This window comes from Paenibacillus sp. JNUCC 34 (assembly GCF_058269055.1).
This window is the reverse complement of record NZ_CM177770.1, coordinates 5,674,308-5,700,223: the sequence shown is the minus strand read 5'-3', so window position 1 is coordinate 5,700,223 and position 25,916 is coordinate 5,674,308. Positions and strand designations below refer to the sequence as shown.

At 43.3% G+C, this 25,916-nt stretch carries 24 protein-coding genes; 23 read left to right on the top strand and 1 reads right to left on the bottom strand.

Annotated elements, in window-relative coordinates:
* The first annotated feature begins 1 nt into the window (after nucleotide 1).
* The 22 genes from AC2TF5_RS26290 to AC2TF5_RS26185 all read left to right on the top strand — a co-directional run bounded on the left by AC2TF5_RS26290 (nucleotide 2) and on the right by AC2TF5_RS26185 (nucleotide 23,585).
* Complete coding sequence (locus tag AC2TF5_RS26290) at nucleotides 2-1,378, top strand: sugar phosphate nucleotidyltransferase (RefSeq protein ID WP_491300018.1); 1,377 nt, start codon at nucleotides 2-4, stop codon at nucleotides 1,376-1,378.
* Between the two features lie 14 nt (nucleotides 1,379-1,392).
* Nucleotides 1,393-2,730, top strand: coding sequence for a UDP-glucose dehydrogenase family protein (locus AC2TF5_RS26285; protein WP_491300017.1), 1,338 nt, complete (start codon nucleotides 1,393-1,395; stop codon nucleotides 2,728-2,730).
* A 142-nt stretch (nucleotides 2,731-2,872) separates the two neighbouring features.
* On the top strand, nucleotides 2,873-4,039 hold the full coding sequence (locus AC2TF5_RS26280; RefSeq protein WP_491300016.1) for a nucleotidyltransferase domain-containing protein: 1,167 nt from the start codon (nucleotides 2,873-2,875) through the stop codon (nucleotides 4,037-4,039).
* Between the two features lie 159 nt (nucleotides 4,040-4,198).
* Nucleotides 4,199-4,492: a lasso peptide biosynthesis PqqD family chaperone gene (locus AC2TF5_RS26275; protein ID WP_491300015.1), complete on the top strand. Its 294-nt coding sequence runs from the start codon at nucleotides 4,199-4,201 to the stop codon at nucleotides 4,490-4,492.
* The gene (locus AC2TF5_RS26270) at nucleotides 4,492-4,974 is read left to right on the top strand and encodes a lasso peptide biosynthesis B2 protein (RefSeq protein ID WP_491300014.1); all 483 of its coding nucleotides are present in this window, start codon (nucleotides 4,492-4,494) and stop codon (nucleotides 4,972-4,974) included. Before AC2TF5_RS26275 ends, AC2TF5_RS26270 begins: the two co-directional genes overlap by 1 nt.
* A gap of 21 nt (nucleotides 4,975-4,995) precedes the next feature.
* Entirely contained in the window at nucleotides 4,996-6,801 is a 1,806-nt protein-coding gene (locus AC2TF5_RS26265) for an ABC transporter ATP-binding protein (protein WP_491300013.1), read from the top strand.
* A 344-nt stretch (nucleotides 6,802-7,145) separates the two neighbouring features.
* Nucleotides 7,146-7,793 carry a TetR/AcrR family transcriptional regulator gene (locus AC2TF5_RS26260; protein WP_491300012.1) on the top strand — a complete coding sequence of 216 codons (648 nt, stop codon included), beginning with the start codon at nucleotides 7,146-7,148 and terminating at the stop codon, nucleotides 7,791-7,793.
* Nucleotides 7,786-9,084, top strand: a complete 1,299-nt coding sequence (locus AC2TF5_RS26255) for an MFS transporter (protein WP_491300011.1) — start codon at nucleotides 7,786-7,788, stop codon at nucleotides 9,082-9,084. Before AC2TF5_RS26260 ends, AC2TF5_RS26255 begins: the two co-directional genes overlap by 8 nt.
* Entirely contained in the window at nucleotides 9,069-11,387 is a 2,319-nt protein-coding gene (locus AC2TF5_RS26250; protein ID WP_491300010.1) for an ABC transporter permease, read from the top strand. Before AC2TF5_RS26255 ends, AC2TF5_RS26250 begins: the two co-directional genes overlap by 16 nt.
* Nucleotides 11,388-11,390: 3 nt before the next feature.
* The gene (locus AC2TF5_RS26245) at nucleotides 11,391-12,149 is read left to right on the top strand and encodes an ABC transporter ATP-binding protein (RefSeq protein WP_491300009.1); all 759 of its coding nucleotides are present in this window, start codon (nucleotides 11,391-11,393) and stop codon (nucleotides 12,147-12,149) included.
* Nucleotides 12,150-12,288: 139 nt separating this feature from the next.
* Nucleotides 12,289-12,477 carry a hypothetical protein gene (locus tag AC2TF5_RS26240; RefSeq protein ID WP_491300008.1) on the top strand — a complete coding sequence of 63 codons (189 nt, stop codon included), beginning with the start codon at nucleotides 12,289-12,291 and terminating at the stop codon, nucleotides 12,475-12,477.
* Between the two features lie 189 nt (nucleotides 12,478-12,666).
* The gene (locus tag AC2TF5_RS26235) at nucleotides 12,667-13,362 is read left to right on the top strand and encodes a PspA/IM30 family protein (RefSeq protein ID WP_491300007.1); all 696 of its coding nucleotides are present in this window, start codon (nucleotides 12,667-12,669) and stop codon (nucleotides 13,360-13,362) included.
* A 27-nt stretch (nucleotides 13,363-13,389) separates the two neighbouring features.
* The gene (locus AC2TF5_RS26230; RefSeq protein WP_491300006.1) at nucleotides 13,390-14,424 is read left to right on the top strand and encodes a TFIIB-type zinc ribbon-containing protein; all 1,035 of its coding nucleotides are present in this window, start codon (nucleotides 13,390-13,392) and stop codon (nucleotides 14,422-14,424) included.
* On the top strand, nucleotides 14,424-15,206 hold the full coding sequence (locus AC2TF5_RS26225) for a TPM domain-containing protein (protein ID WP_491300005.1): 783 nt from the start codon (nucleotides 14,424-14,426) through the stop codon (nucleotides 15,204-15,206). The genes AC2TF5_RS26230 and AC2TF5_RS26225 overlap by 1 nt, the downstream gene beginning before the upstream one ends.
* Nucleotides 15,207-15,226: 20 nt before the next feature.
* Complete coding sequence (locus AC2TF5_RS26220) at nucleotides 15,227-16,219, top strand: SPFH domain-containing protein (protein ID WP_491300004.1); 993 nt, start codon at nucleotides 15,227-15,229, stop codon at nucleotides 16,217-16,219.
* A 414-nt stretch (nucleotides 16,220-16,633) separates the two neighbouring features.
* Nucleotides 16,634-17,089: a MarR family winged helix-turn-helix transcriptional regulator gene (locus tag AC2TF5_RS26215; RefSeq protein ID WP_491303010.1), complete on the top strand. Its 456-nt coding sequence runs from the start codon at nucleotides 16,634-16,636 to the stop codon at nucleotides 17,087-17,089.
* The gene (locus AC2TF5_RS26210; protein WP_491300003.1) at nucleotides 17,067-17,936 is read left to right on the top strand and encodes a DUF6544 family protein; all 870 of its coding nucleotides are present in this window, start codon (nucleotides 17,067-17,069) and stop codon (nucleotides 17,934-17,936) included. The genes AC2TF5_RS26215 and AC2TF5_RS26210 overlap by 23 nt, the downstream gene beginning before the upstream one ends.
* 86 nt (nucleotides 17,937-18,022) lie before the next feature.
* On the top strand, nucleotides 18,023-19,888 hold the full coding sequence (locus tag AC2TF5_RS26205) for an SLC13 family permease (protein ID WP_491300002.1): 1,866 nt from the start codon (nucleotides 18,023-18,025) through the stop codon (nucleotides 19,886-19,888).
* Nucleotides 19,889-20,122: 234 nt separating this feature from the next.
* Nucleotides 20,123-21,040 carry an ABC transporter ATP-binding protein gene (locus AC2TF5_RS26200; RefSeq protein WP_491303009.1) on the top strand — a complete coding sequence of 306 codons (918 nt, stop codon included), beginning with the start codon at nucleotides 20,123-20,125 and terminating at the stop codon, nucleotides 21,038-21,040.
* A gap of 13 nt (nucleotides 21,041-21,053) precedes the next feature.
* A complete protein-coding gene (locus AC2TF5_RS26195) occupies nucleotides 21,054-21,797 on the top strand; it encodes an ABC transporter permease (protein WP_491300001.1) in 744 nt (247 codons plus the stop codon).
* Nucleotides 21,798-22,979: a sensor histidine kinase gene (locus AC2TF5_RS26190; protein WP_491300000.1), complete on the top strand. Its 1,182-nt coding sequence runs from the start codon at nucleotides 21,798-21,800 to the stop codon at nucleotides 22,977-22,979.
* Nucleotides 22,980-23,585 carry a response regulator transcription factor gene (locus AC2TF5_RS26185; protein WP_491299999.1) on the top strand — a complete coding sequence of 202 codons (606 nt, stop codon included), beginning with the start codon at nucleotides 22,980-22,982 and terminating at the stop codon, nucleotides 23,583-23,585.
* Between the two features lie 52 nt (nucleotides 23,586-23,637).
* Here the strand turns inward: AC2TF5_RS26185 and AC2TF5_RS26180 are convergent, their stop codons facing one another.
* The gene (locus AC2TF5_RS26180) at nucleotides 23,638-24,672 is read right to left on the bottom strand and encodes an alpha/beta hydrolase (protein WP_491299998.1); all 1,035 of its coding nucleotides are present in this window, start codon (nucleotides 24,670-24,672) and stop codon (nucleotides 23,638-23,640) included.
* Between the two features lie 211 nt (nucleotides 24,673-24,883).
* Here AC2TF5_RS26180 and AC2TF5_RS26175 point away from each other — a divergent pair, with 211 nt between their 5' ends.
* Nucleotides 24,884-25,837 carry an alpha/beta fold hydrolase gene (locus tag AC2TF5_RS26175; protein WP_491299997.1) on the top strand — a complete coding sequence of 318 codons (954 nt, stop codon included), beginning with the start codon at nucleotides 24,884-24,886 and terminating at the stop codon, nucleotides 25,835-25,837.
* Nucleotides 25,838-25,916 lie beyond the last annotated feature (79 nt).

Sequence of the window (25,916 nt, the reverse complement as noted above, 5' to 3'; positions counted from 1 at the left end):
CATGCACATCGTTCTATTGTCAGGAGGCAGTGGCAACCGATTATGGCCTTTATCGAATGAGACACGCTCCAAGCAGTTTCTGAAAATATTGGATGGCGTATCTGGACAGCGTGAATCTATGGTTCAGAGAGTATGGGGGCAGCTGGGACAAATGAACCTTCAGCAATCCGCCATTGTAGCAACCGGAAAATCGCAAATAGAAGTGCTTCAAAATCAACTTGGATTTGAAGTCGAAATTATCGTCGAGCCGGAGCGCAGAGATACTTTACCGGCAATTGCACTGTCAGCTGGTTACTTGTATTCCATTAAGGGTGTCAGCCTCAATGATGTTGTTATCGTACTTCCAGTTGATCCGTTTGTAGAGGATCATTTTTTCGAGAAAGTGAAGGAATTAGAAACGCTAATGCTGGAAACAGGCGCCGATCTAGGATTGATGGGGGTCTCACCGGATCATCCTTCCTCGAAATTTGGCTATATCGTCCCTCAATCCACAACCAATTTGGACAATGGGATGGAATTTTTCAAGGTTAGCCATTTTGTAGAGAAGCCCGAAGAACAATATGCTCTTCAGCTGATGGAACAATCTGCGCTTTGGAACTGCGGCGTGTTTGCTTTCCGTCTCGAATATGTCATTAATTATCTCCTGAAGCAATCGCTTCCCATTCAATATTATGAATTGCTTCAGCAGTACGGACGAATAGAAAAAACAAGTTTTGATTATGCCGTAGTGGAGCAAGCGAAGAATATTGTTGTTATGCCTTATAAAGGGTTGTGGAAGGATTTGGGTACTTGGGATGCGCTGACTGAGGAAATCCATACTCCCTTGATTGGAAAAGGGATATTGACTGAGGATTCTTCCAATACGCATGTGATTAATGAATTAGATATTCCAATAACGGTTATTGGAGCTCCTAATTTAATTGTTGCCGCTAGTCCTGACGGGATTCTTGTATCTGAGAAGAAAGCCAGTATGCGAATTAAAGAAGTGATCCAATTTGGCGATCAACGTCCGATGTATGAAGAGCGCCGTTGGGGACGCTATCGTGTGCTGGATTACATTAAATATCCGAACGGTAATGAAGTGTTGACTAAGCGTATATGCATTCTTCAAGGGAAAAACCTAAGTTATCAATATCATTTGCTGCGCAATGAAGTGTGGACCGTTGTGTCCGGCCAAGGTGAAATGATATTGGACGGTAACGTTCGAGTTATCGGAAAGGGAGATGTAATCGTCATATCGGCGGAAGCAAAGCACAGCTTACGGGCTATTACTGATATTGAAATCATTGAGGTACAGACAGGCAGTGAATTGATTGAGGATGATATCGTGAGACTCGCTATGAATTGGGAAGAAATAAAAATAGAAGTACCTTCTTAAGAGGAGTGAAACGAATGAAAATTACAGTAATCGGTACTGGATACGTCGGATTAGTATCAGGTGTATGCTTCTCTGAGCTGGGCAACGAAGTGATATGTATTGATAAAATTGAATCCAAGATAGAGCAGCTTAATTGTGGAGAGGTGCCGATCTATGAACCAGGTCTTCAATCATTGATCGCTGCTAACAAGGAGGCGGGCAACCTTAGCTTTACAACAGATCTTAGCGCATCAGTGAAGCGATCTGATATTGTAATCATTGCAGTAGGAACACCGTCATTGCCGAACGGACAAGCGAATTTGAGCTACATAGAACAGGCGGCCAAAGAAATTGGGCAAGCAATGAATGATTATAAAATTATTATAACGAAAAGCACCGTTCCAGTTGGGACGAACGAGAAAATCAGAGAAATTATTGCACAGTATACGAATGAAACTTTTGATATCGCATCTGTACCAGAGTTCTTGCGTGAGGGGACAGCGGTTCAAGACACGTTGAATCCTGATCGTATCATTATTGGTACGGACAGCAAGAGGGCAGAGGAACAACTAATCGAGCTGCATAAAAGCTTGACTTCAAACATTATCGTAACTGATATTCGCAGCGCCGAAATGATTAAATACGCTTCAAATGCATTTCTTGCAACGAAGATTTCCTTTATCAATGAAATTGCAAACATATGTGAAAAAGTTGGAGCTGATGTGACGAAAGTAGCCTATGGAATGGGTTATGACAAGCGCATTGGCTCTTCTTTTTTGAAGGCTGGTATCGGATATGGTGGTTCCTGCTTCCCTAAAGATACGCAAGCCCTTATACAAATCGCCGGACAAATGGACTATGATTTTAAGCTTCTGAAATCCGTTGTTGAAGTCAATCAAGATCAACGCTTTAACGTCATTCGAAAGCTGCAATCCTTGATAGGCGATTTGGCAGGTACAACAATTGGAATATGGGGGTTAGCGTTTAAGCCTGATACCGACGATGTTCGTGATTCTCCAGCATTCGAGATTATTGAAGCACTTGAGGAACGAGGGGCAAGGGTGAAAGCTTACGATCCCATTGCCACCGGAAATTTCAGAAGAAATTACAATTCTGATCGGATCATCTACTGTGAGAACGCTCAGGAAGCTGCTTGGCAAGCGGATGCTCTTTGTATATTAACGGAGTGGAAGGAATTTCAGCAGATTCCGTTGACTGATATTGAAAGCTGGTTGAAATCACCGTATTTGATCGATGGGAGAAATATATATGATGAAGAACAATTGGCAAGCACACAGATTGTTTATTATTCAGTCGGTCGGCCTGGAATGAATAAAGGCGTGAGAGAGCAAGTGCCTATACTTACACTATGACAAATTTGTCTGATAAATAAAATGAACTAAAATTTGTTCTTCCATCATCTCGATTGATACTGCGTATCTGAGATGGTTTTCCCTTTAGTTCAATTTATATAGATAGGAGCTGGATGCGCTGATATTAGAAGATGCAATTGAATTGGACCTGAGCGATGTATCAAAAGAACTATCTTTTTTACTATATATTTTACGTGATGATTCTCAGGATGAGATAATCATTCAGCAATACACCGCGGATTTGGACTGGACATTGTTTATGAGGCTTGTTCTACATCATCGTGTTTATCCTCTTGTATATTTGAAATTGAAAGGACTTAGCACTTCATTAATTCCTGCTAACGTTATAGAATCCCTTCATCTCCAATATCTTAACAATACAATGAAGATGCTGCATCTTAGCCGAGAAATGAGTCATATTTGCGAAGCATTCACGAACAGTGGGATAAGCACCCTTTTGTTGAAGGGTCCTATTCTTGCTACACAGCTTTATGGGGATTTGGCGCACAGGACATCCAAAGATCTGGATATACTAGTTGATGCTGACGACGTGGAGAAAGCTGAAAAAATACTGGTACAGCTCGGTTATAAGTTGGAGGATGAGCATATATTGGGCAATTGGAAGAAAAAAAGTCATCATCTATCCTTCGAACATATGGAACATTCCGCACAAGTTGAAATTCACTGGCGATTAAACCCTCATTTCAGCAAGTCCTTTTCTTTCGATCAACTGTGGGAACGTAAAAATGATGTGATACTGTCCAATCAAACTTTTCACTATTTGGGGAACGAAGATTTACTCTGCTATCTTGCTGACCATGGTGCTAGACATGGCTGGTTCCGATTACGTTGGTTAATTGATATTGGAAGGTTACTGCCTAGAATAAGCAGTGAAAATATGAAAATCCATTTTGATCAATACGGAGAACAGCAATACACAGGGCAAGCATTCATTTTATTGTCGAGTCTGTTTTCAACTAAGATCCCTCATGATTTAGCGTTATTAACCATTAGCTCCAAATCGCATCGACTAGCAGGGAAGGCACTCTATTATATTAAAAGAATTGTTAAATTAAATCCGGTACCGGAAAAAAGTGTGGCTTGGCATTATAATCGCTATCTTTTTTCATTGATGACAGGAAAACAAAAATTAGCTTATCTCTTAAACAAGCTTCATCCCAGTTCACGGGATGCTTTATTGTTGCCGTTGCCTAAATCGCTTCATTTTCTCTATTTCCCTCTCAGGCCTTTCTTATGGCTCTGGAGATATTTAAAAAGAGAGTCTGTACTAAAGAATGAGGTTTTTTAAGTAGTGATCATTTTTTCGATCCCCTTGCTTTTAACTCCAATTCTCCATTGCGAACTAGACCCCCTTATCTCATAACTTCCCATCATTCATGTATACAAAACGTCTCTGAATTGCTATAATTGATACAAATTGTATCGTTATTTGAGGAGGTTCCTATCCATGAGCGCTGAATTAATCACGGCTGATGATCTTATCGTACAATCCGAAGGTTTTCTGGTAAGTGATATGGATGGCGAAAAGGTGATGCTGAGCATCGAAAATGGCAAGTATTATAATCTGGGTCAGATCGGAGGGCGGATCTGGGAGCTTGTTTCTTCTCCTGTCACCATCGCTGGCATGGTTGAGCAATTAGTGTCCGAATACGAGATCGAACCTGAGGTGTGCGAGCAGCAAGTACAATTATTCCTGAAGCAGCTTACAGCTGAGGGTCTCGTGCAGGTGAGAAAGCAGTAATGCGTAATTATAATAAAATACGTAGATTTATGTCTTCTTCTATGGAGATGAAGCGGATGTTCGTCGAAGCTTATTTTTACTTGGCGTGGGGGAGAGTGTTCAAGCTGCTCCCTTTTCCCAAAGTAGCTCCTACCTTAGGGGAACACATGAAGGAGACACCTTATACAGGCTATACGGAGCAAGATCTCTTGCTGCTGCGTAAAATTTCAAAAGCCGTTCATACGATGAGCCGTGTAACGTGGTGGGAGAGCCAGTGCTTAGTCAAAGCCGTTGCAGCGATGAAGATGCTTGAGCGAAGAGGGATTCCGAGCACACTTTATCTGGGAAGCGGCCGGGATGACAAGGGGCAGATGGCTGCTCACGCTTGGCTCCGCAGTGGTTCGTATATTTTAACAGGTAAAGAAGGACACGAAAGGTATGCCGTCGTAGGAATTTTCGGGAGTGGTATACAGTCTGGAGCTTTAGCGCCTATGGAACGGTAATCCGCATAAGGAGTTTTTGAATTGAAGGATCTATTCTACTTTATTCGTAAAATGCATCGTGTCGCAGGGGCGAGGCTGTACCTGAATATGTTCATGACTTTGTTCATCAGTTTATTGGATGGAATTGGCATCTATTTGATCATTCCTCTCCTTAGCATTATAGGCGTATTTCAAACCAATATGGATGGAATACCGTTGATCTCTTCTCTGCTTGACCTCATCAAGTCATGGTCATTTGAATTGAATTTGCCGATGGTGCTGGCGTTATATGTTGTCATTGTGGGAGGACAGGCGCTTCTCCAGCGAAGTCAGATGTTATTGAATTCAAAAATACTGCAGAGCTTTATCTGTACGCTTCGGATTGAGACATATCAGGGGTTAATACAGGCTAAATGGGAGTTTTTCCTTCGCAAGCGCAGGTCGGATTTCCACCATGTGATGTCTAATGAGCTTGGACGTGTGAATCAGGGCATCTTTCTATTCTTACAAATGATCTCTTCCTTTTTATTTACGATGATCCAGATTGGCCTTGCACTATGGCTGTCTCCTATGTTAACTATGGTCGTCCTGCTTAGCGGCGGGCTGCTGGCTCTGTTCGGGCGTAAGTTTATCAAAAAGTCGAAGCGTATTGGTGAACAGACAACAGAACTGTCTAAATATTATTTTGCAGGAATCAGTGAACATTTCAACGGCATTAAGGATATCAAAAGTAACCGATTAGAGCAGTCCCATATGAACTGGTTCAGCAACTTATCTCGAAAAATGGAAGATAACTTTATTCAATTCGGGCGGGTTAATTCCCTGTCCCAGCTTATTTATCGCCTATCATCTGTTGTGCTGATTGCTAGCTTCGTCTATCTGGCGCTTGAAGTTCTCAAGACACCGGCTGAGCAACTGATTATGATTGTCCTTATTTTCTCGCGTTTATGGCCAAAATTTATTAGTATCCAATCGAATACGGAGCAGCTTGTATCCAATTTCCCTGCTTTTCAAGCTATGCGTACGCTTGAGATGGAATACGAGAACGACAAGGAGCTCGGAGAATTGACCACTATATCTGAACCCGCCCCGTTTCGTATGCATCAAGGAATGGAATGCCGGGATGCAAGCTACCGGTACGATTCCAGTTCTCCAGTATTCGCTTTAAGGGACATTAATGTACGTATTCCCGCGAACCGCATGACGGCAATCGTTGGCAAATCCGGTGCAGGCAAAAGCACACTCATCGACATGTTGATGGGACTGATTCAACCGGAGAATGGACAGGTCATAATAGACGGAGTGTCATTACGAGATGAGCAGCAGCTTTTGTCGCTGCGCAGCGCAATCGGATATGTGGCACAGGACCCTTTTCTCTTTAATGATAGTATTCGGGATAATCTGAAGCTGGTCGCTCCTTCCGCTAATGATGCTGAACTGTGGGAAGCTTTGAAGTTCTCAGCCTCCGATGAATTTGTGCGTAAGCTTCCGCAAGGTCTGGATACCGTAATCGGTGACCGTGGAATTCGCCTGTCCGGAGGAGAACGGCAGCGGATTGTGCTTGCAAGAGCTATTCTAAAGCGTCCTGCCATTCTTGTATTGGATGAGGCGACAAGCGCACTGGACAGCGAGAATGAACGACTCATTCAAAATGCGCTGGAGCTGCTGAAAGGAAGCATGACGATTATCGTCATCGCTCATCGGCTGTCTACGATCCGCAATGCGGATCAGGTAATCGTTATGGAACAGGGTGAGGTTATACAGCAAGGCGGCTATCAGCAGCTGTCGCAGGAGAACAAAGGCACCTTCAGACAGCTGCTCAATTATCAGACGGGTACTCAGATGTAAGCAGCCGTCAGGATATGCATCTGCAATAATAGAGGTTCAGAGTCAAAGGCAGCCGTTCCTTCATCATGAGGGCGGCTGCCTTTTTAACCGTAATACCAATAAGAACCTCATCTTGAATCCCAAGGCCGTGACCGCCTCCTGGTTTCTAGTGAAGAAACCACCCTCTGGTCCTTCGCAAGGATGACCACCTCGCATCTCCACAATACTTTGTAGATCCCTCAAACGATAGGCTCAAGAAACCACTTCACATATAATTCCCTTCCGTTAATTTTCATTGACAACCCTAAATAAGGAAGTTATTATATAACCGACAGGCAGTCGGTCTATAATAAGGGGATGCAAAAATGAGAGTTGTAAAAGAAGCGGAGGAACGCAGGAACGAAATACTTGACGCGGCGGACGAGCTTTTCGGTCAGAAGGGCTTTGACGGCACAAGTACAAACGATATTCTCGAAAAGGTCGGAATTGCGCGGGGAACGCTGTATTATCACTTCAAGGCGAAGGAAGATATTATGGACGCGCTGATTGAGCGGCATAATGTCCGTATTTTAGGTGCGGCACAGGAAATTGCCGCAGACAAGAGTATACCCGTAGTCGAGCGCATTATCCGCGTTGTAATGGCACTGAACATAAGTGGCGAAAGCAGCGAGGAAATTATGGAGCACATTCACAAGCCGCAGAACGCGCTTATGCATCAAAAAATTCAAAAGGTCATAATCAATGGCGTTCCGCCAATACTGACGGAAATCATCCGCGAGGGCATCCAGCAGGGAATGTTCAACACACCTTTTCCATATGAGTGCATGGAAATGGTTGTGATATATGCGAATACCGTTTTTGATGATGATATGGTTACAATGACGAACGAGGAGCGCGGTTCACGAATGCTGGCCTTTGTTTGCAACGTAGAAAGGCTGCTCGGTGCAGAAAGTGGAAGTCTTATGGACACTATGCAGATGTTTGGTGGAGGAGATGGAAGCAGCTATGAATGAGTCTGGAAAATCCTTCAGAAAATTTCTTCTATTGTGGTCGGGACAGCTTACTTCAGCAATAGGAAGCGGGCTTACGTCGTTCGGGCTTGGGATTTATGTTTTCCAGCAGACGGGAAAGGCGTCGGCGATGGCGCTTGTTACCTTGCTTGCGTTTATGCCTTCGCTCCTCTTAAGCTCCTTTGCGGGAGTGCTTGCAGATCGCTATGACCGTAGACTGTTAATGGTGCTAGGCGACAGTCTTTCCGCAATAGGACTTGTCTTTATCTTAATTTGCATGCTTCGCGGAGAAGCACAGCTTTGGCAGATTTGTGTGGGAGTTACAATTAGCTCCGTGTTTTCATCGCTGCTTGATCCCGCATATAAAGCGACGGTTACCGATTTGCTTAGCGAGGAGCAATATACTAAGGCAAGTGGTCTTGTCCAGTTGGCGAGCTCGGCAAAATTTCTGATTTCTCCTATTATTGCAGGGTTTTTGCTCACCGTTTCGGATATAAAGCTATTGCTTATAATCGACATTTGCACTTTTTTTGTCACCGTTACTACTGCTCTTGCTGTACGCAGTGGTCTTGCTTCCAAGACATGTGAGCAGGCCAAATCGTTTATCCGCGAATTCAAAGATGGTTGGAACGCCGTTTCTAAAAACAGAGGTGTGCTTGTTCTTGTGATCGTAACGTCAGTGCTGACATTTTTCCTCGGATTTATTGAAACACTTTCCATCCCCATGCTGCTTGCTTTTACGGACAGTTCTGTAATTGGGACAATTGAAACCATTGTCGCTTCTGGAATGCTTGTATCAAGTGTGATAATAGGGTTTCTTCCAATAAAAAAAGGTTATGTGAAAATTCTTTCGATTGCGCTGTTTTGTGAAGGAATGTTTATGGCGGTATTCGGAGTTCGCGAAAATATTATTTTGATCTGTGTTTCAGGATTCCTCTTTTTTGCGATGATGCCATTTGCAAATGTAAGTCTTGATTTCCTTGTTCGCACTAACATTGATAATTCTGTTCAGGGCAGAGCATGGTCACTGATTGGAGTCATTTCTCAGCTTGGATTTGTTGCCGCATATGCGCTTTCGGGTGTGCTTGCGGACTATGTGTTCGCTCCTTTATTAGTTGACGGCGGATTGCTTGCTGACAGTGTGGGGAAGATCATCGGCACGGGCAGCGGTAGAGGAACGGGATTTCTCATCATAATCGCTGGGATGCTGTTATGTGTGACTTCGGTAATTCTGTATAACTTAAAATCGGTTAAAAAGCTTGAACACAGAGGTGACTTATGTATTACAGAATAATCCGCAATGATATATCAAAAAGCAAACTGATCACGTTGACGACCACGATATTTGTTGCTGCTGCAGCTATGCTTGTTTCTCTAGCGGCAGTGCTTGTCGTAAATTTATCCGGAGCGATAGATACGTTAATGACGCAAGCAAAAACCCCGCATTTTATGCAGATGCATTCGGGTAACATTGATGATTCGCGGCTGATGACTTTCGCCGAGCAGAACAGCAATGTTGAGGAATATCAGGTGCTTGAATTTCTTAATGTTGACGGTGCGCGGATTGTAATTGGCGGAAACTCGCTTTCAGATAATGTTCAGGACAACGGCTTCAGCACCCAAAGTGATAAATTTGATTATCTGCTTGACCTTGAGGGACAAATCATAAACGTATCAGATGGTGAACTACACGTTCCGATAAGCTATATGAAGGATGGAACCGCAAAGGTCGGCGACAAAGCTGTTATATTCGGAAAAGAATTTACCGTTGCGGGATTCCTACGCGATTCACAGATGAATTCGCAGCTCGCCTCGTCAAAGAGGTTTCTAGTGAGCGGAAATGACTATGCAGAAATAAAGAATTTCGGAAGCACGGAATATCTGATTGAGTTCAGATTGAAGGACTTATCCGCGCTTGGTGCATTCGAAACGGACTATACCTCCGCAGGACTTGAAGCTAACGGACCGACGATTACATATCCGCTATTCAAAATGATTAACGCACTTTCCGACGGGTTGATGATTGCGGTCATACTTCTTGTAAGCGTGCTTGTTGTTGCTATCGCTTTTATGTGTATTCGATTTACACTCCTTGCGAAAATCGAAGACGACTATCGCGAAATTGGTGTTATGAAGGCAATAGGGCTGCGTGTTTCCGACATAAAGAAGATTTATATTGCGAAATACGCGGCGATTGCGGCGGCAGGCTGTATTCTCGGTTTTGCACTTTCTTTTGTGTTCAAAGGCATGCTTCTTGAAAATATTCGGCTTAATATGGGTGAAAGCGAAAATTCTTCTTTTGCCGTGGCTTTAGGAATTATCGGCATACTGCTTGTTTTCCTTGCAATTATTGCTTATGTGATCGGAGTGCTGAGACGTTTTCGGAAAATATCTGCCGCGGAAGCCATACGTTTTGGCACTTCACAGGAAAAAACGACAGGCGCAAAACATTTGTTCTTGAGCAGAAACAGGCTGTTTAACACGAATATTTTTCTCGGTATCAAAGATGTTCTCGCAAGGAAAAGACTTTACGCCACAATGCTTGCGGTGCTTGTGATTTCGACATTTATCATTATTGTTCCGCAGAACCTTTACAACACGATTTCTTCAAAAAGCTTCAGCACTTATTTGGGGATAGGGAACTCCGATATGCGCATTGACATTCAGCAGACTGACAATATTTCCGATAAAGCAGCGGATATTGCAAAAGCGATGGAGAGCGACAGATCCATATCCAAATATGCCGTACTTATGACCAAGGCATTCAAAGCAAAGGCAAAGGACGGCTTGGAGGAAAGTGTAAAAATTGAGCTTGGTGACCATTCGATATTTCCAGTAGCATATTCCAAGGGCGGAGCACCCGCTACAGAAGACGAGATTGCGCTTTCGGCTATAAATGCCGATGAGCTGGGCAAAAAGGTTGGCGATGTCATTACGCTGGTAATTGAGGGGGAGGAGAAAAATCTCACGGTATGCGGAATTTATTCCGACGTCACCAACGGCGGCAAAACCGCTAAGGCCGTGTTCACTGATAATTCTTCGGATATGATGTGGTCTGTTATCTATGCGGAGCTTTCGGATAAATCTCTTGTCGGCGAAAAGGTTTCGGAATATGCGGACAGGTTTGATTATGCAAAGATTTCGGGCATTGATGAATATATTAAACAGACATTCGGCTCGACAATAAGCTCTGTCGGGAAGGCCTCCTTTGCCGCAATTGCCGTTGCGCTGATTATAACGGTACTGGTTACATTGTTGTTTATGAGAATGCTAGTCGCAAAGAACGTATATTCCATTGCCGTAATGAAAGCGATCGGTTTTACAAACTCGGATATTAAGGCGCAGTATGTTTCGCGTTCGGTATTCGTTTTGATTGTCGGAATTGTTCTCGGTACTCTTCTGGCAAACACTCTCGGAGAGGTACTTGCAGGCGCGGTTATCTCCTCGTTTGGAGCGTCGTCGTTTAAGTTTGTGATCAATCCAGTTTCGGCGTATCTGCTGTGTCCCCTGATGATGGTATGTTCGGTACTTATTGCAACTAATATCGGCACATCTGGTGCGGGACTAATAAAAATATCCGAGAATATAAAGGAGTAGCTTATGAAGAAGATTATTATAGGTGAAAACATAGTGAAATCTTTCGGCGAGGGCGATGAAAAGCGCAATGTTCTCGACGGGGTGTCTGCCTACATAAACGAGGGCGAGTTCGTTGCGGTTATGGGACCTTCGGGCTCGGGAAAATCGACGCTGATGTTTGCGTTGAGCGGAATGGACGGCGTTGACGGTGGAAAGGTTGCTTTTGACGGTAAGGATTTATCGGCACTCAGGGAAAATGAGTTTGCTGACATACGCAGAACTAATATGGGATTTGTTTTTCAGCAGCCGACTTTGCTGAAAAATTTGAATATCCTCGATAACATCATTCTTCCATCTATGCGCGACAACAGAAAAAACGCCGCGAAGATTACCGAAAGAGCAAGAACGCTTATGAAAAAGGTAGGTATTGCAGAACTGGAAAAGCGTGATATTACACAGGTTTCGGGAGGACAGCTTCAGCGCGCGGGAATATGCCGCGCACTTATGAGCAATCCGAAAATTATTTTCGGTGACGAGCCGACTGGCGCGCTTAACTCAAAATCCGCGCAGGAGATTATGGACATCTTTTCCGAAATCAACGCGGAAGGTACGGCGGTTATGCTTGTCACTCACGACGCAAAGATTGCGGCGCGGACGGAGCGAATTATGTTTATGCACGATGGTCAAATCGTGAACGAAATTCGGCTTCAGAAATTCAGTGGCATAGATCTTGACGACAGGATGAAAAAAGTCACGGAGAAAATGCAGGAAATAGGAATATGATTTGTTATTCACGTGAGACAAACATCTCAATGTACGACAATGTAAACGCATCCCTATTCATGATATAATGGCATCTAATAGTCTATTATATCGAGAGTTCTGGATTCATTGTGAGAACTGGGTCAGGAGTGTTGCAGGGATGAGAAGATATAACGCATGGCGTCCGGTGATGCTGATTGCGGTCGCGTTGATTACGAACGGTTTGTTTACAAACCTTTGCGCCTTGTTTGGCATGTCCCCGGAGTCAGCAGGCAACGTTGGTTTTATTGCCATGATGATTGCCGCGCTTGTAATGTATAACCGAATGACGAAGCACCGCCGGAAATAACTAGTCATTCAAAATAATGAACTATTTATAATCATGTGAATGTAAGTACCGTCAGTTGCGCCTTCTGTGACGCTTTTGACGGTATTTTTTGTGTTCAAAGAATTATACAAAACTCGTGAAATGAAACCTTTTTCCTGTATCTAATGTATTATAAGAATGGGATATAATCTTTTCGAGGGGGAACTCATTTTGGGAATCTTGTCGAGATTTAGGGATATTATGAAAGTCAATGTTAACGCCTTATTGGATAAGACAGAAGATCCGGAAAAGACGATTGATGATTACATGCGGAACTTGAACAGCGACTTAGGCAAGGTTAAAGCGGAAACGGCTTCGGTGCTCTCGGATGAGAGAAGGGCGAAAAGAGCATTGGATGAATGCAAAGCCGAGATCAAAAAGCTGCAAAATTATGCTGAGAAGGCAGTGGAAGCCGGTAATGAAGAGGGTGCCCTGAAGTTTCTGGAAAGAAAGGCGACGCAGGCCGAGAAGTTGAATGAATTACAAACGGCTTACGACCTGGCTTCCTCAAACGCAGTGAGTATGAAGCAAATGCAGGATAAGCTTGTGTCGGATATGGGGCAGTTGGAAGCGCGGCGTATGGAACTGAAAGGGAAGATGGCCGCTGCCAAGGCGCAGCAACAAATGAATTCAAGCGGCTCCTCCTTGGGCGGTGCGAATGCTGCTTTTAACGCGATGGAAGAGAAAGCGAACCATGCCTTAGATGAAGCGATGGCCCTGGCTGAGCTTAGAGCAGGAGCGAAGGAAGACGATCTGGATGACCTTATCGCACAATTGGAGAAGAAGACGAGCACCGATACGAATACAACTACAAATGCCGAAGATGAGTTGGCTGCAATCAAAGCAAAAATGAAAAAGGAAGAATAACCATTTCTTTGTTATTGAGGTGAGCAGATGCCGGTTATCGAATACAAATGTCCAAACTGCGGCAGTGGCATGGTTTTTGACGTTGAAACAGGAATGTTATCCTGTTACAGCTGCGGAAGAAAAGACAATATAGAGAAAATTACTGATCCTCTGATGAAAAATGTTTTTTCAGAAGAGGATAAGGCCAAGGAGTATCATTGCAATAGTTGTGGAGCTGTCATTATGACCGATGCGGAGACGAGTGCAACGAGCTGCAGCTTTTGCGGTTCAGCCGTTGTTCTCGGCGATCGACTGACCGGGAAACTGGCTCCAGCGAAGATCATCCCTTTTTCAATTAGTAAGGAACAAGCGATGAAAGCCTTCCGGAAATGGTGCAGAAAAGGCATTTTGACACCAAGGGGGTTTATGTCAGCGGATCGAATCAAGGGAATAACGGGGTTGTATGTTCCTTTCTGGCTATATGATTTACATAATGATGTAGAGGTTCATGGCCGTGGTACGAAAGTGAGTAGCTACACGAGTGGCGACTACGAGTATACAGAAACGGATTATTATGAAATATATCGAAAAATCTGTCTGAATTATGTAAAGGTACCGATTGATGCTGCGGAAAAAATGAATGATGAGCTGATGGATAAATTAGAGCCTTTTCCTTACGATCGACTAGAAGACTTTAAAACTCCGTATCTTGCCGGTTACATTGCTGAGAAATACAGCTATGACGATGAGGAGCTTTTACCGCGAGCTAAAGAAAAAATATATAAATATATTGATTCTTATATTGATTCTACGGTAGACGAATATGACGGTGTGAGCTATTCAGATGTCCAGATTGATACGGAATTAGAGCGTGCTGACTATGTTCTGCTTCCCGTATGGGTGGTACTCTATAAATACAATAAATCGGAGTATACCTTTGCCATGAACGGTCAGACGGGCAAGGTGGTTGGCAAGCCTCCGATTAGCAAGGCGAAAGTGACCGCATGGTTTGCAGGTATTTCCGGCATCATTTTCCTTGCACTGCAGTTGGTGATCTTTATGATCCTTGGGGGTGAGTTCTGATGAGAAGGATGAGAGTGATCCCTATAGCCTTGTTTTTCTTCGCAGTTTTGCTGGCCATTCCTATGGAATCCACTGTGTCCGCAGCGGAACCGAAGCCCTTGATATATGATGAAGCGGGTCTGCTCAATCAGGAAGAGTATAATGAGCTGAACGTTATGGCTAATGAGTACGGAGCCGAGAGAGAAACGGACATCATGATTGTTACGATCAACAGCCCAGAAGCTTACGACGTTATGGCTATGACGCAAGATTTCTACGATTACAATGGACCTGGTTATGATAAGACCCATGGTAATACGGTCATTTTGATGATGGATATGACTCACAAAGAGTTTTATTTGGCTGGATTTTATAAAGCAGAGGAGTACTTGGATGACGAGAGACTTGATAAGATACGTAACAAGATCACCCCGGATTTAAAGAACGGTGATTATAAGCTTGCATTTCAAAAGTATATCGAAACTGCACACAGATATATGGGATTTGACCCAGAAGTGAACCCGGACAATATATTATTTAATATTTGGGTTCAATTGGGCATTTCAGTGGTCATCGGGGGGATTATCGTTACATTGATGGTTCGTCGTTCCGGCGGCCGTATTACAGTAAACTCGCGGACATACGAGGATAGCAGTAGTTCAGGACTTCTGGATTATGAGGACTCGTACCTTCATACAAGCACAACGAGACGGAAGATTGAGAAGAGCGATTCCAGCTCAGGCGGCGGCGGAGGGACCAGCTCAGGCGGTCATTCGCATAGCGGCAGCAGAGGATCATTTTAACGGAAGGGATGGATGAAAATATGGGGTTCTTCAGAAACCAATTTGCGAATGTTGTGGAATGGGAAGAATTTAGAGATGACATGATTTTTTGGAAGTGGAACAACCGGGAGATTAAAAAAGGAAGCAAGTTAGTTATCCGCGCCGGTCAAGATGCGATCTTCGTAAATAACGGCAAGATCGAAGGGATTTTCGAGGATGAAGGGGAATACAGCATTGATTCGGACATCATCCCATTCCTATCGACGTTAAAAGGATTTAAATTTGGATTTAACAGTGGGATGCGGGTGGAAGTTTTATTCGTCAACACGAAGGAATTTACCGTCAGATGGGGAACGCAGAATCCAGTTCTGATCCCGACGCCTCAGCTTCCGGGCGGCATGCCTATTCGTGCTAACGGTACGTTTAATTTTAAAGTGAATGATTATATGACGCTGATCGACAAAATAGCCGGGATGAAAGACAGTTATCTTGTTGAGGATATTAAAATCCGCATTACTTCTATTTTGGATCAGTTGTTAATGAAGTGGATCAGCAGAGAAGGGAAAGACATGTTTAATCTGCAGGCGAATGCTTCTGAAATTGCCAAAGGCATTCGTGAAGATCTGGATATGGAAGTGTTGGACAACGGAATGACAATTACCGGCTTTCAAGTGATGAGCTTCAATTATCCTAAAGAGATTCAAGATATGATTACGAAGACAGCTTCCCATGAAATGATCGGCAATCTGCAAAAGTATCAACAGGTTAGCATGACGGAAGGTATTGCATCCGGCAAGGTGCAAGGCGGCGGCGCTGCTTCGGATATGGCAGGCATGATGATGGGGATGAACATGGCGAATGAAATGATGAAAAACATGAACCCAAATCAACAGCCTCCGGCTAATACTCAGCAGCCTGCACCAGTTGCTGCCTCTACTCCTGAAGGCAATAAAAAGCCCAACTTCTGTCCTAACTGTGGTGCCAAAAACGAAGGGGCTAACTTCTGTCCGAATTGTGGTCAGAAACTGAACTAAACTTGTAACCCGGACAGCCGGCGTAACGAAGCAAAACTACGCTTCACCTCCACCAATATAAGCAAAGAAGCGACCTCGTGAGGTCGCTTTTTTAATGTTTGGGAATTTATCCATATTAGCAAAAACAATTCGATGTGTCTCGAGAATCACTCTCCCCAGCATCATCTTGGGTATTCGGATTCTCGTCAAATGATGCAATAAGATTATTTTCTTCCTTACGAAATCTTTTAAAGAACGGCTAATAACCTCTCTAGCTGTATAGCTAATTGTTGTTAAGGGTAATGGTTCTGTTTTAGTGACAATTAGGTCTTGGAAGCACTCACTAGTATTCTAACTTGCAAAAGGGTAACTAGTTACATATAATATTAGTAACTAGTTACCTTTTAGGATCGGAGGTATTTTATTTTGACTGAAATGGAGAAAAAAGCTTACATCTTTGGTGGTATTCTCACTTTGGCAAACCGATTACAGGTTCTTGGCGACAAATTAGATGAGAATGTGACGCTAAAGCAATGGTTGTTGATCGCCGTCATTTCAAAGTTTGAACGACCATCTCCGACCATAAGCGAGGTGGCCGAGATGATTGGAAACTCTAGACAAAATGTTAAAAAAATGGCCCTTATTCTTGAGAGGCAGGGCTTTGTTTCACTAATGAAAGATGATCATGACGCAAGAATCTTTAGAATTCACCTTACGCCTAAATGTATGACGTATTTCCAAAGTAGAGGAGAAAAAGAGGCTCAATTTATGGATGCATTGTTTGATGCATTTGATGAAAATTTGACGAATGGATTGTACGAAGGAGTCCGTAAGTTAGCTGATAACGTGATCAGAATGGAGAATGCTTATGATGAAGAGGAAAGGGGCTAAAAAAATAATGTGGATGATCGTTGCGATCATTGCAGTTATAGTCGTTGGAATCATTGTGTTTTTTAATGTTCCCTATTCCAAGACCAAAACAGCATTTAATCAAGTAGTAACAGAACATATCAGTAACTCTAAAGCTGTAAATGATGTTTTTACGTTAGATGACGTTAAAGAATTGCCGCATCCTGTCCGTAAATATTTTGAATATAGTGGATACATAGGAACTCCCAAAATGTCCTACATGAAAGCAGCATTTAAAAATGTGGATTTTATTATGTCTCCAGACAAACCAGCTTTAAAAATAGACTACACTCAGTATAACTTTGTTCGTGAGCCTATAAGAGTAGCCTATATTGACACTAATATGTATGGAATACCATTTGAGGGTTTTGATTCGTATACGGATGGTGATGGCAGCATGAAGGGAGTTTTGGCTAAAGTAGTTACACTGTTTAATCAAAAAGGTGAGGAAATGAATAAAGCTTGTCTAGTGACATTTCTTTCGGAATCTTTAATCATGCCCAATGCTGTCTTACAGCCTTATATTACTTGGGAGGCAGTGGATGATACCCATGCAAAGGCGACTATATCATATAACGACTTATCGGCAAGCGGAATCTTCACTTTCAATGAGAATGGGGAGCTACTTTCCTTTACAACAGAAGATAGATCCGTCATATCTTCCGATGGGGCAATTCAGCAAGTGAGATGGTCGGTTGAATTTAAAGACTACAAGTCGATTGGAGAAATCAAACAGCCAACTCACCTTCAAGCCGTTTGGAATTACGATCATGGAGATCTCATATATTTTGACAGCAATTGTTTTACGGTTGAGTATGATTCAAATTAAGAATCCGATTTCATTGCTTATCCATCTAGCACTCATTATAATGGGTGGGATGTCAGTCAATAAAGATTAGAAAGGGGCCTTTGTACGTGAATGGCTCGATGATCATTACCCTGGTTGTATTAGCTATAGCATCAATTTTGTTCATATCAGGGAAAGTACGTTCCGATTTGGTTGCCATAGGATCATTGATAGTATTAATGTTATTCAAAATTCTAACACCTGGTGAGGCATTATCGGGCTTCTCCAATTCTGTTGTTATTATGATGGTGGGGTTGTTTATCGTGGGTGGAGGGATTTTTCAGACTGGGTTGGCCAAGCTGATGAGCAACAAGATGCTGCAGCTGGCAGGTACGAATGAGACCCGGCTGCTCATGATGATTATGATTGTCACGGCGCTGATTGGTGCATTTGTAAGTAACACAGGAACAATCGCTGTGATGATGCCGATCGTTGTAAGTTTGGCGAAAAGCGCAAAGACCAATCCGGGAAGATTTCTGATGCCACTGGCCTTTGCAAGCAGTCTTGGTGGAATGCTGACCTTGATCGGAACACCGCCGAACCTGGTCATTCAGGATGTTTTGCTTGCAGCTGGATATGAGGGTGTATCCTTTTTTACGTTTACGCCGATTGGTCTTGTTTGCATAGCGGTAGGATTATTGTCGATGCTGTTTCTGCGCAGATTTCTGCCGAAGAATGATCGAGGCGCAGAGAATCGTCGCAATGGACGTTCGCTTCAGGAACTAGCGCGGGAATACCAGTTGACGCAGAACCTTTATCGAGTACAAGTAGGAGCCAACTCGCCGATCTCTTCCAAAACGCTGCAAGAACTCGAAATTCCTACCCGATACGAACTGAATGTTATTGAAATTCGACGGAGAATTTCAGCCAAGAACCAGTTTTTCAAAACAATTAACCAAGAAATCGCTACATCAGAGACGGTCATTCAGGAAGAGGATATTTTGTATGTCCACGGTCCTATCGAGCGTGTCGAGGAATTTGCCAACGATTATGACTTGCTGATGCTGGATCATCAAATTTCAGAGAATAAATCGACAGACATCGTGCAATATGCAACGAATGATGTCGGGATTGCCGAAGTGATGCTCACTCCTACCTCTCGGCTAATAAACAGGCTGATCAAGGAGTCAGGCTTCAGAGAAAAATATCGTGTAAATATTCTTGGCATTCAAAGGAAGGACCAATACATTCTGCATAACCTGAAAGATGAGAAGATGCGTTTCGGTGATGCGATGCTTGTTCAGGGAACCTGGAAGGACATTGCTTTGCTGGCGAATGAACCGGATATCGTCGTAGTTGGCCAGCCGATTGAAGAATCACGTAAGGTGACAATGGACAATAAAGCGCCGATTGCAGCCGGAATTATGCTGTTGATGGTGCTGCTATTGATCACAGACTTTATTCCCGCTGTAGCATCGGTAATGATCGCGGCGGTGTTGATGGTTGTATTCGGTTGTGTGCGCAATATGGAGGATGCCTATAAGACGGTCAACTGGGAGAGTATCGTGCTTATAGGGGGGATGATTCCGATGTCGATTGCGATTGAAAAAACGGGGGCTGCAAAGCTGCTTTCCGATGGAATGGTCCATTTTTTGGGCGACTACGGACCATTGGTGATGCTTGCAGGCATTTACTTTATCACATCGATCCTTACACTGTTTATTAGCAATACAGCGTGTGCGGTGTTGTTAGCACCGATCGCACTGGGGACCGCTCTTCAGTTTGGCGTTAATCCCTATCCGTTCTTGTTTGCTGTATCGATCGGTGCGAGCATGTGCTTTGCATCGCCATTCTCTACGCCGCCGAACGCACTTGTCATGTCGGCCGGCCGATACAAATTCACCCATTATCTCAAGGTGGGACTGCCGCTTCAAATCATGATAGGAATCGTGATGGTCGCTGTGCTTCCTCTGTTTTTCCCATTCTATAAATAGGGATCGACCCGATTTGTCTCCACCAACATGAAGAAGGGCACCTCAAAGGTGTCCTTTTTTGTGTTGCTGGAGACGTGAAGGGATCATAGCACGTCTTTCTGTTTTATGTTCTTTCTCCTTTCTGACATTTGTCATATTTACTTTCTGACAACCCACACTAACTGCAGTTACAGCTTCTTCGCTACAATGAAGACAACAAGAAACGAACACAAACATAACAAAGGATGATAAATGATGACAAAAGCCATTGAATGTATAAATCTAATAAAGCAATTCGGCGATTTTCGCGCCGTTGATCATATGAATCTCAGTTTCGAACAAGGTCGAATATCGGCGTTGCTTGGACCGAACGGTGCAGGCAAGACAACAGCTATATCCATGATGCTCGGGATGTTGAAACCGACGTCAGGAGAAGTTCAGGTGCTAGGAATGCCTGCGGGATCAAAAGAATTACGTCAACGCGTCGGAGCACTGATGCAAGATGTGAAAGCAGCAGATGGACTCACGGTCAAAGAAGTGCTGCAACTCTTCCGCAGTTATTACCGGAATCCGATGTCACTTGAGCGGTTGTTTGATATTTCAGGTCTTCATGCGGATGCGAAGCGAAGAGCTTCCTCTCTGTCAGGAGGACAGCGCCGAAGATTGGCTTTCGCGCAGAGCTTAGCAGGCAATCCGGAACTCATCTTGCTCGATGAACCAACGGTAGGGATGGATGTCGAAGCTCGTGGACGCTTCTGGGACACGATCCGAGCACTGGCAAGTGACGGTCGTACGGTACTTTTAACCACGCATTATTTGGAGGAAGCGGATGCGGTTGCTGACCACATTGCGGTAATTGCGAGCGGTCGAGTTGTCGCGGAAGGGACGCCTGAAATGTTAAAAGCACAGGCAGCGCTTCGGACGATTTCTTTCCGGGTAGCGAATGCATATGAAGAACATGAATGGCTGCAATTACCTGGTGTGGAAAAGGCAGAGTGTTCCGGGCAGCGAATTCGACTTCACGCACATCAGACTGATGAATTGTTATTTACACTGATGCAGTCCAATTGGGGAATTACAGACATTGATGTACAATCGGCCAGTTTAGAAGAAGCTTTTCGAAGCTTGACGGATATCAACCCATCTACCCTGAACAACAAAAGAACTTACTAGGAGGAATCTAATCATGTTAAATATGTTCATTGCTCAGACCAAAGCAGAAAGTCTACGAATCGTCCGCAGCCCATTCTTCTTACTGTTCTCCATTGCAATGCCGCTAGCATTCTACTTTTTATTTGCTAGTCTGAACGGAGCGGATAAATCCATTCAATCGACAACTTGGGGAGTATTCTCGCTCATGTCCATGACCGCATTCAGCTTGATCGGTACAGCGGTGAGTCAATTTGGTATTCGTTTATCGTTTGAGCATCAAGATGGATGGGTGGGACTGCTTCGTTTAACTCCACTTTCTCCGTCCGTCTGGATTGGCAGCAAACTTGTTGCACAAATGGCTATTCAACTGCTCGTTATCATATTTATCTTTTTGTCCGCTGGTTTGGTATATGATATACAACTTACGACAGGTCAATGGATCACTTGCGGGTTATGGTTATGGATTGGAAGCTTACCTTTCCTTGCCATAGGCGCTTTGTTAGGAACTCTGAAGAATGCGAATACAACGATGGCGATTGCGAATATGCTGCAGATGGCACTTGCGATCATGGGTGGATTGTGGATGCCGCTAAGCTCACTGCCGAAGTGGATGCAATCGATCGGAGAATGGCTTCCTTCGCACCGTTACGCGAATGGAGCGTGGAATATGGTTGCTGGAAATGCACCCGCAAGTATTGATTTCATAATTTTGATGGGCTGTGCTCTCGCATGTATGGTACTATCAGTGTATATTTTTAACAGACGGGAAGCGGTGTAATTGAATCGAGTAACTTGGCGGCTGTTTCCGGAATCGGAAGGGGCCGCCCCTTACATTTTACTAACCAATTTATTAATACCTATCTATTTTCTACTTCAAGAACCATCATCAATGCAGTGGTTAGGTTTTGTGCTGCTTGGATTGTTCGTTATACTCTTTCGACAATTCTACTATAGTTCCAAGTGGGCTCTGCACATCATCATAGCTCAGGTGGCCATTACCTTGATATTAGGTGCTGTATTTCACCCGATGTATACATTTGTTGGATTTCTAATCGCGAATTCGCTCAGCAAACAAAAATTGCCGATCCTGATCTCCATATCCATCTTATTCGCCTTAGGAATGGGAGCGATTGTTGTTCCATACGTTGGTCATGCAGGTCCAGAATTGTGGATCGGTTTGCTGCCTCCCTTATTTGGCGTTTCAGTTATGCCATTTATAATTCGAGCTTCCATGCAATATAAGCAGATGGCAGAGCGACTTGAAGCGGCAACCGTTCAAGTGGAACGCATGGCGCAACAGGAAGAACGACAGCGGATTGCGCGTGAATTACACGATACACTGGGGCATACGTTATCTTTAATCGCATTAAAAGGGGAAGTCGTAGAGAAGCTGGTTAAACGTCAACCTGAGAAGGCTGCACGAGAAGCGAGTGAAATACGAGAAACGGCGCGTGCCGCCTTGAAGCAAATGCGTGAATTGGTTACAGAGATGAAAGTAGCGTATTTCGTCGATGAATCTCATCACGCAATTTCACTTTGTTCAGCAGCGGGTATTCCTATGGAGTTCAACTATCGATCGGTATCGGACCCTAGCCCAACCGCATATGTAGAACGAGATGTTATAGAGAACATTTCTCTACCGTTAACACCGCTGCAGGAGACGATTTTAGCGATGTGTTTTCGCGAGCTCATAACGAACGTGGTTCGCCATAGCCTGGCAGCAAGCTGTAAAGTTCATTTAGATATTCAAGAAGGGGAAGTCCGTGTATCCGTTCGTGATGACGGCATTGGGATGGACCCGGAACAAGTCTCTACCAGTAGCAATGGTATGGCTGGATTACGGCAACGGCTTGTCCTTGTAGATGGTCGCATCTCGGTGTCTTCATCCTCAGGCAAAGGAACTGAAATAACGATACATATACCCCGAACTATACGTGATGAGAGAGTAGGTACAATATAAATGATTCGAATTATTCTAGGAGAAGATCAACGGTTATTACGGGGAGCATTAGTAACCCTACTTTCATTAGAAGATGATATTGAAGTCGTCGGAGAGGCCGAAAATGGAGAAGAGGCGATATCTTTAATACAGCAACATCAGCCAGATATCGCTGTATTGGATATAGAAATGCCGTTAAAAACAGGGTTGGATGTTGCGGAATGGATTCAAAATACTAAAGCTACGTGTCGTGTAATTATCCTAACCACGTTCGCGCGCCCCGGATATTTTCAGCGAGCTATGCAGTCAGGCGTATATGGATACATGCTTAAAGATACTGGCAGTGAGGAAATATCTGATGCAATCCGCCGGGTCTATCAGGGGAAACGAGTTATTAATGCGGAGTTATCTCTTGCGGTATGGGAGGATCAATGTCCACTATCAGCTCGTGAGCGTGAAGTTATGAAGTTGGCAGCTCAAGGATTAACACTTCAAGAAATTGGTGCGCAGTTGTTCTTATCCTACGGAACCGTGCGCAACTATATGTCGGAAGCGATGGGGAAGCTTAGTGCGAATACGCGAATTGAAGCGATTGATATCGCGCGTAACAAGGGATGGTTGGATTAATAAGGTTCATACATATAACCCAGTCCACATAAGGGCTGGGTTTTTCCTTGTATTAGCTATTTATCACCTCCAGCATACTTATCAGTATATTTTCAATCTTTTTGGCGTCGTCAGGATGAAACATATGCGATGACTTCTCGACCCAGAATAACTCTTTTGTTGTCGTGGTGTACAATTGATCAAAGTATTTCTGAACTAGGCTGCCGTATACATGAACATCTTTTCGTCCATGAATAAAGTAGATAGGTATATAGGTATTTATTACGGTGTTTAAAAAATTGACTGTAGAAAAATCCTCGATCATTTGCTGTGTGTAAGAAAACATGAAGCCTTTATAAAATGAATTGTAAATGTCCTTCAGAGTGTAATCAGGTGAATAAAGCATAATCTTCATAGCGTCTATGAGACGAGGATGGTGAATTTCTTTATCCGTATATATCATGGAATTGTATTTCATTAGCCATTTTCGTAATTGTCCCCATTGCTTTAAGCTTTTCGTGTAAGGTGGTTCTCCTAATAGGGTTAATTCAGCAACAGCTTTTTTGTTACCTCTCCTTTTTGCTTCGTTTATTGCCCATTCCCGACAAAGTCGGTCATTTTCAGGCCAATCTATAATCTGAGAAATTCCTGCGTAAGCATGCAATTTATCAGGGATTTTTGCTGCAAGAGATAGTCCGATCACGCTTCCCCAGGAGTGTGCAGCAATGAATATTTTATGTTGATTAAAACGGCTCCTGAGATAATCGACAAGCTCTTCTGCGTCAGAAATAAACTGAGAGAGATTCATTGATTCTTTAGGGATGATTGGATGATATGACTTTCCTGTTCCTCTCTGGTCCCAAAATACAAGTACATAATGTTTAATAAGTTCCTTAGTGGAAGTTGCCACCGTGTAATCCCGAGATCTACAGCTTACCCCTGGTAGCGGCATGCTTGGGCCTCCATGAATAAATAGAAGTACGGGTTTGTCGATATATTCTGCTTGTAATAAGATGGTCTGCTCAATCCCGCCAATATTCAACTTCTCAACCGTACTGATGCCAGTTTCTGATATTTCAAAGTCCCGCTTTTTTGAAAGAAACTTCAAATCGCACACCATCCTAGTTATAGGTATAATTGGAATTATTATATCATGCAAAAAACTTGCTTGGTGCCATCAAATCTGTCAGTTAGGGACGCTCGCAATTTGGTGCTTTTATTTTTTTGAGGTACCGATTATTTATCTAGAAGCAGGGGGATATCTGGTATGATAGAAATATATGGATGAGATACTAACTAAGGTTTTATGGAGGATCGAAATGAAAAAAGTACTGGGGAAGATTAGAATTATTTTTATAGTTGTCATATGTATCTTGCTCTTAATCATTGCAATTAGTTTTATCAATCATAGAATTCAATTGAAGAAAGAGTCGGCAATACTTTCTCCAATAGGAACGATGGTGAATGTGAATAACCACCAAATGCACGTATATTCAGAGGGAAGCGGACTTAAGACTCTAGTCTTTATGTCAGGTGGCGGTACTTCCTCTCCAGTGTTAGATTTCAAAGGGTTGTATTCTAAACTCTCTAACCAATATAGAATTGTAGTCGTAGAAAAAGCGGGTTATGGTTATAGTGAAACGGCAGCTGTCTCTCGTGATATAGATACTATATTAGAAGAGACGAGGACTGCTTTATCATTAGCAGGTGAACAAGCACCTTATATTCTATATCCACATTCAATGTCTGGTATCGAGGCTCTATATTGGGCACAAAAATATCCTGAAGAAGTAACTGCCGTCATTGGACTTGACCCTGCTATTCCAGCAGCATATGAAAAATATCCTCTGCCATCGGATTTTACGATGGGAATCACAAGTTTTGCTGCTCGTATCGGCATTACTCGTTTTTTTCCGTCCATTGTTAATTCTTCTGCTGCAATACAAGAAAATCATTTATCAGAACAAGAAAAGAGTATTTACCGAGCGATATTCTATGAAAAAACACAAACATCAAATATGAATGAAGAAGTTAAGATGATCCTAAACAATGCCCAAAAAGTATCAGAGGGCGGTATCCCCGATGTGCCGATGTACTTCTTTATATCGAATGGAAAAGAAGTGCCATTAGATGATTGGAAAAATCTTTTGATGGAGTACGTTGGAGCTGCACATGATGGAAAATATATGATTTTGGAAAGTGGTCATTATATTCATGACTACGAACCTGAAATCATTGTGGAAGAAAGCGTGAAATTTATAGAGAGTATCTGAACATTCAGTAGGTAATACAGGGGTTCGACTTCTGGCTATAAAAAAGACACCGTATGAGGTGTCTTTTTTCGTTCAATCC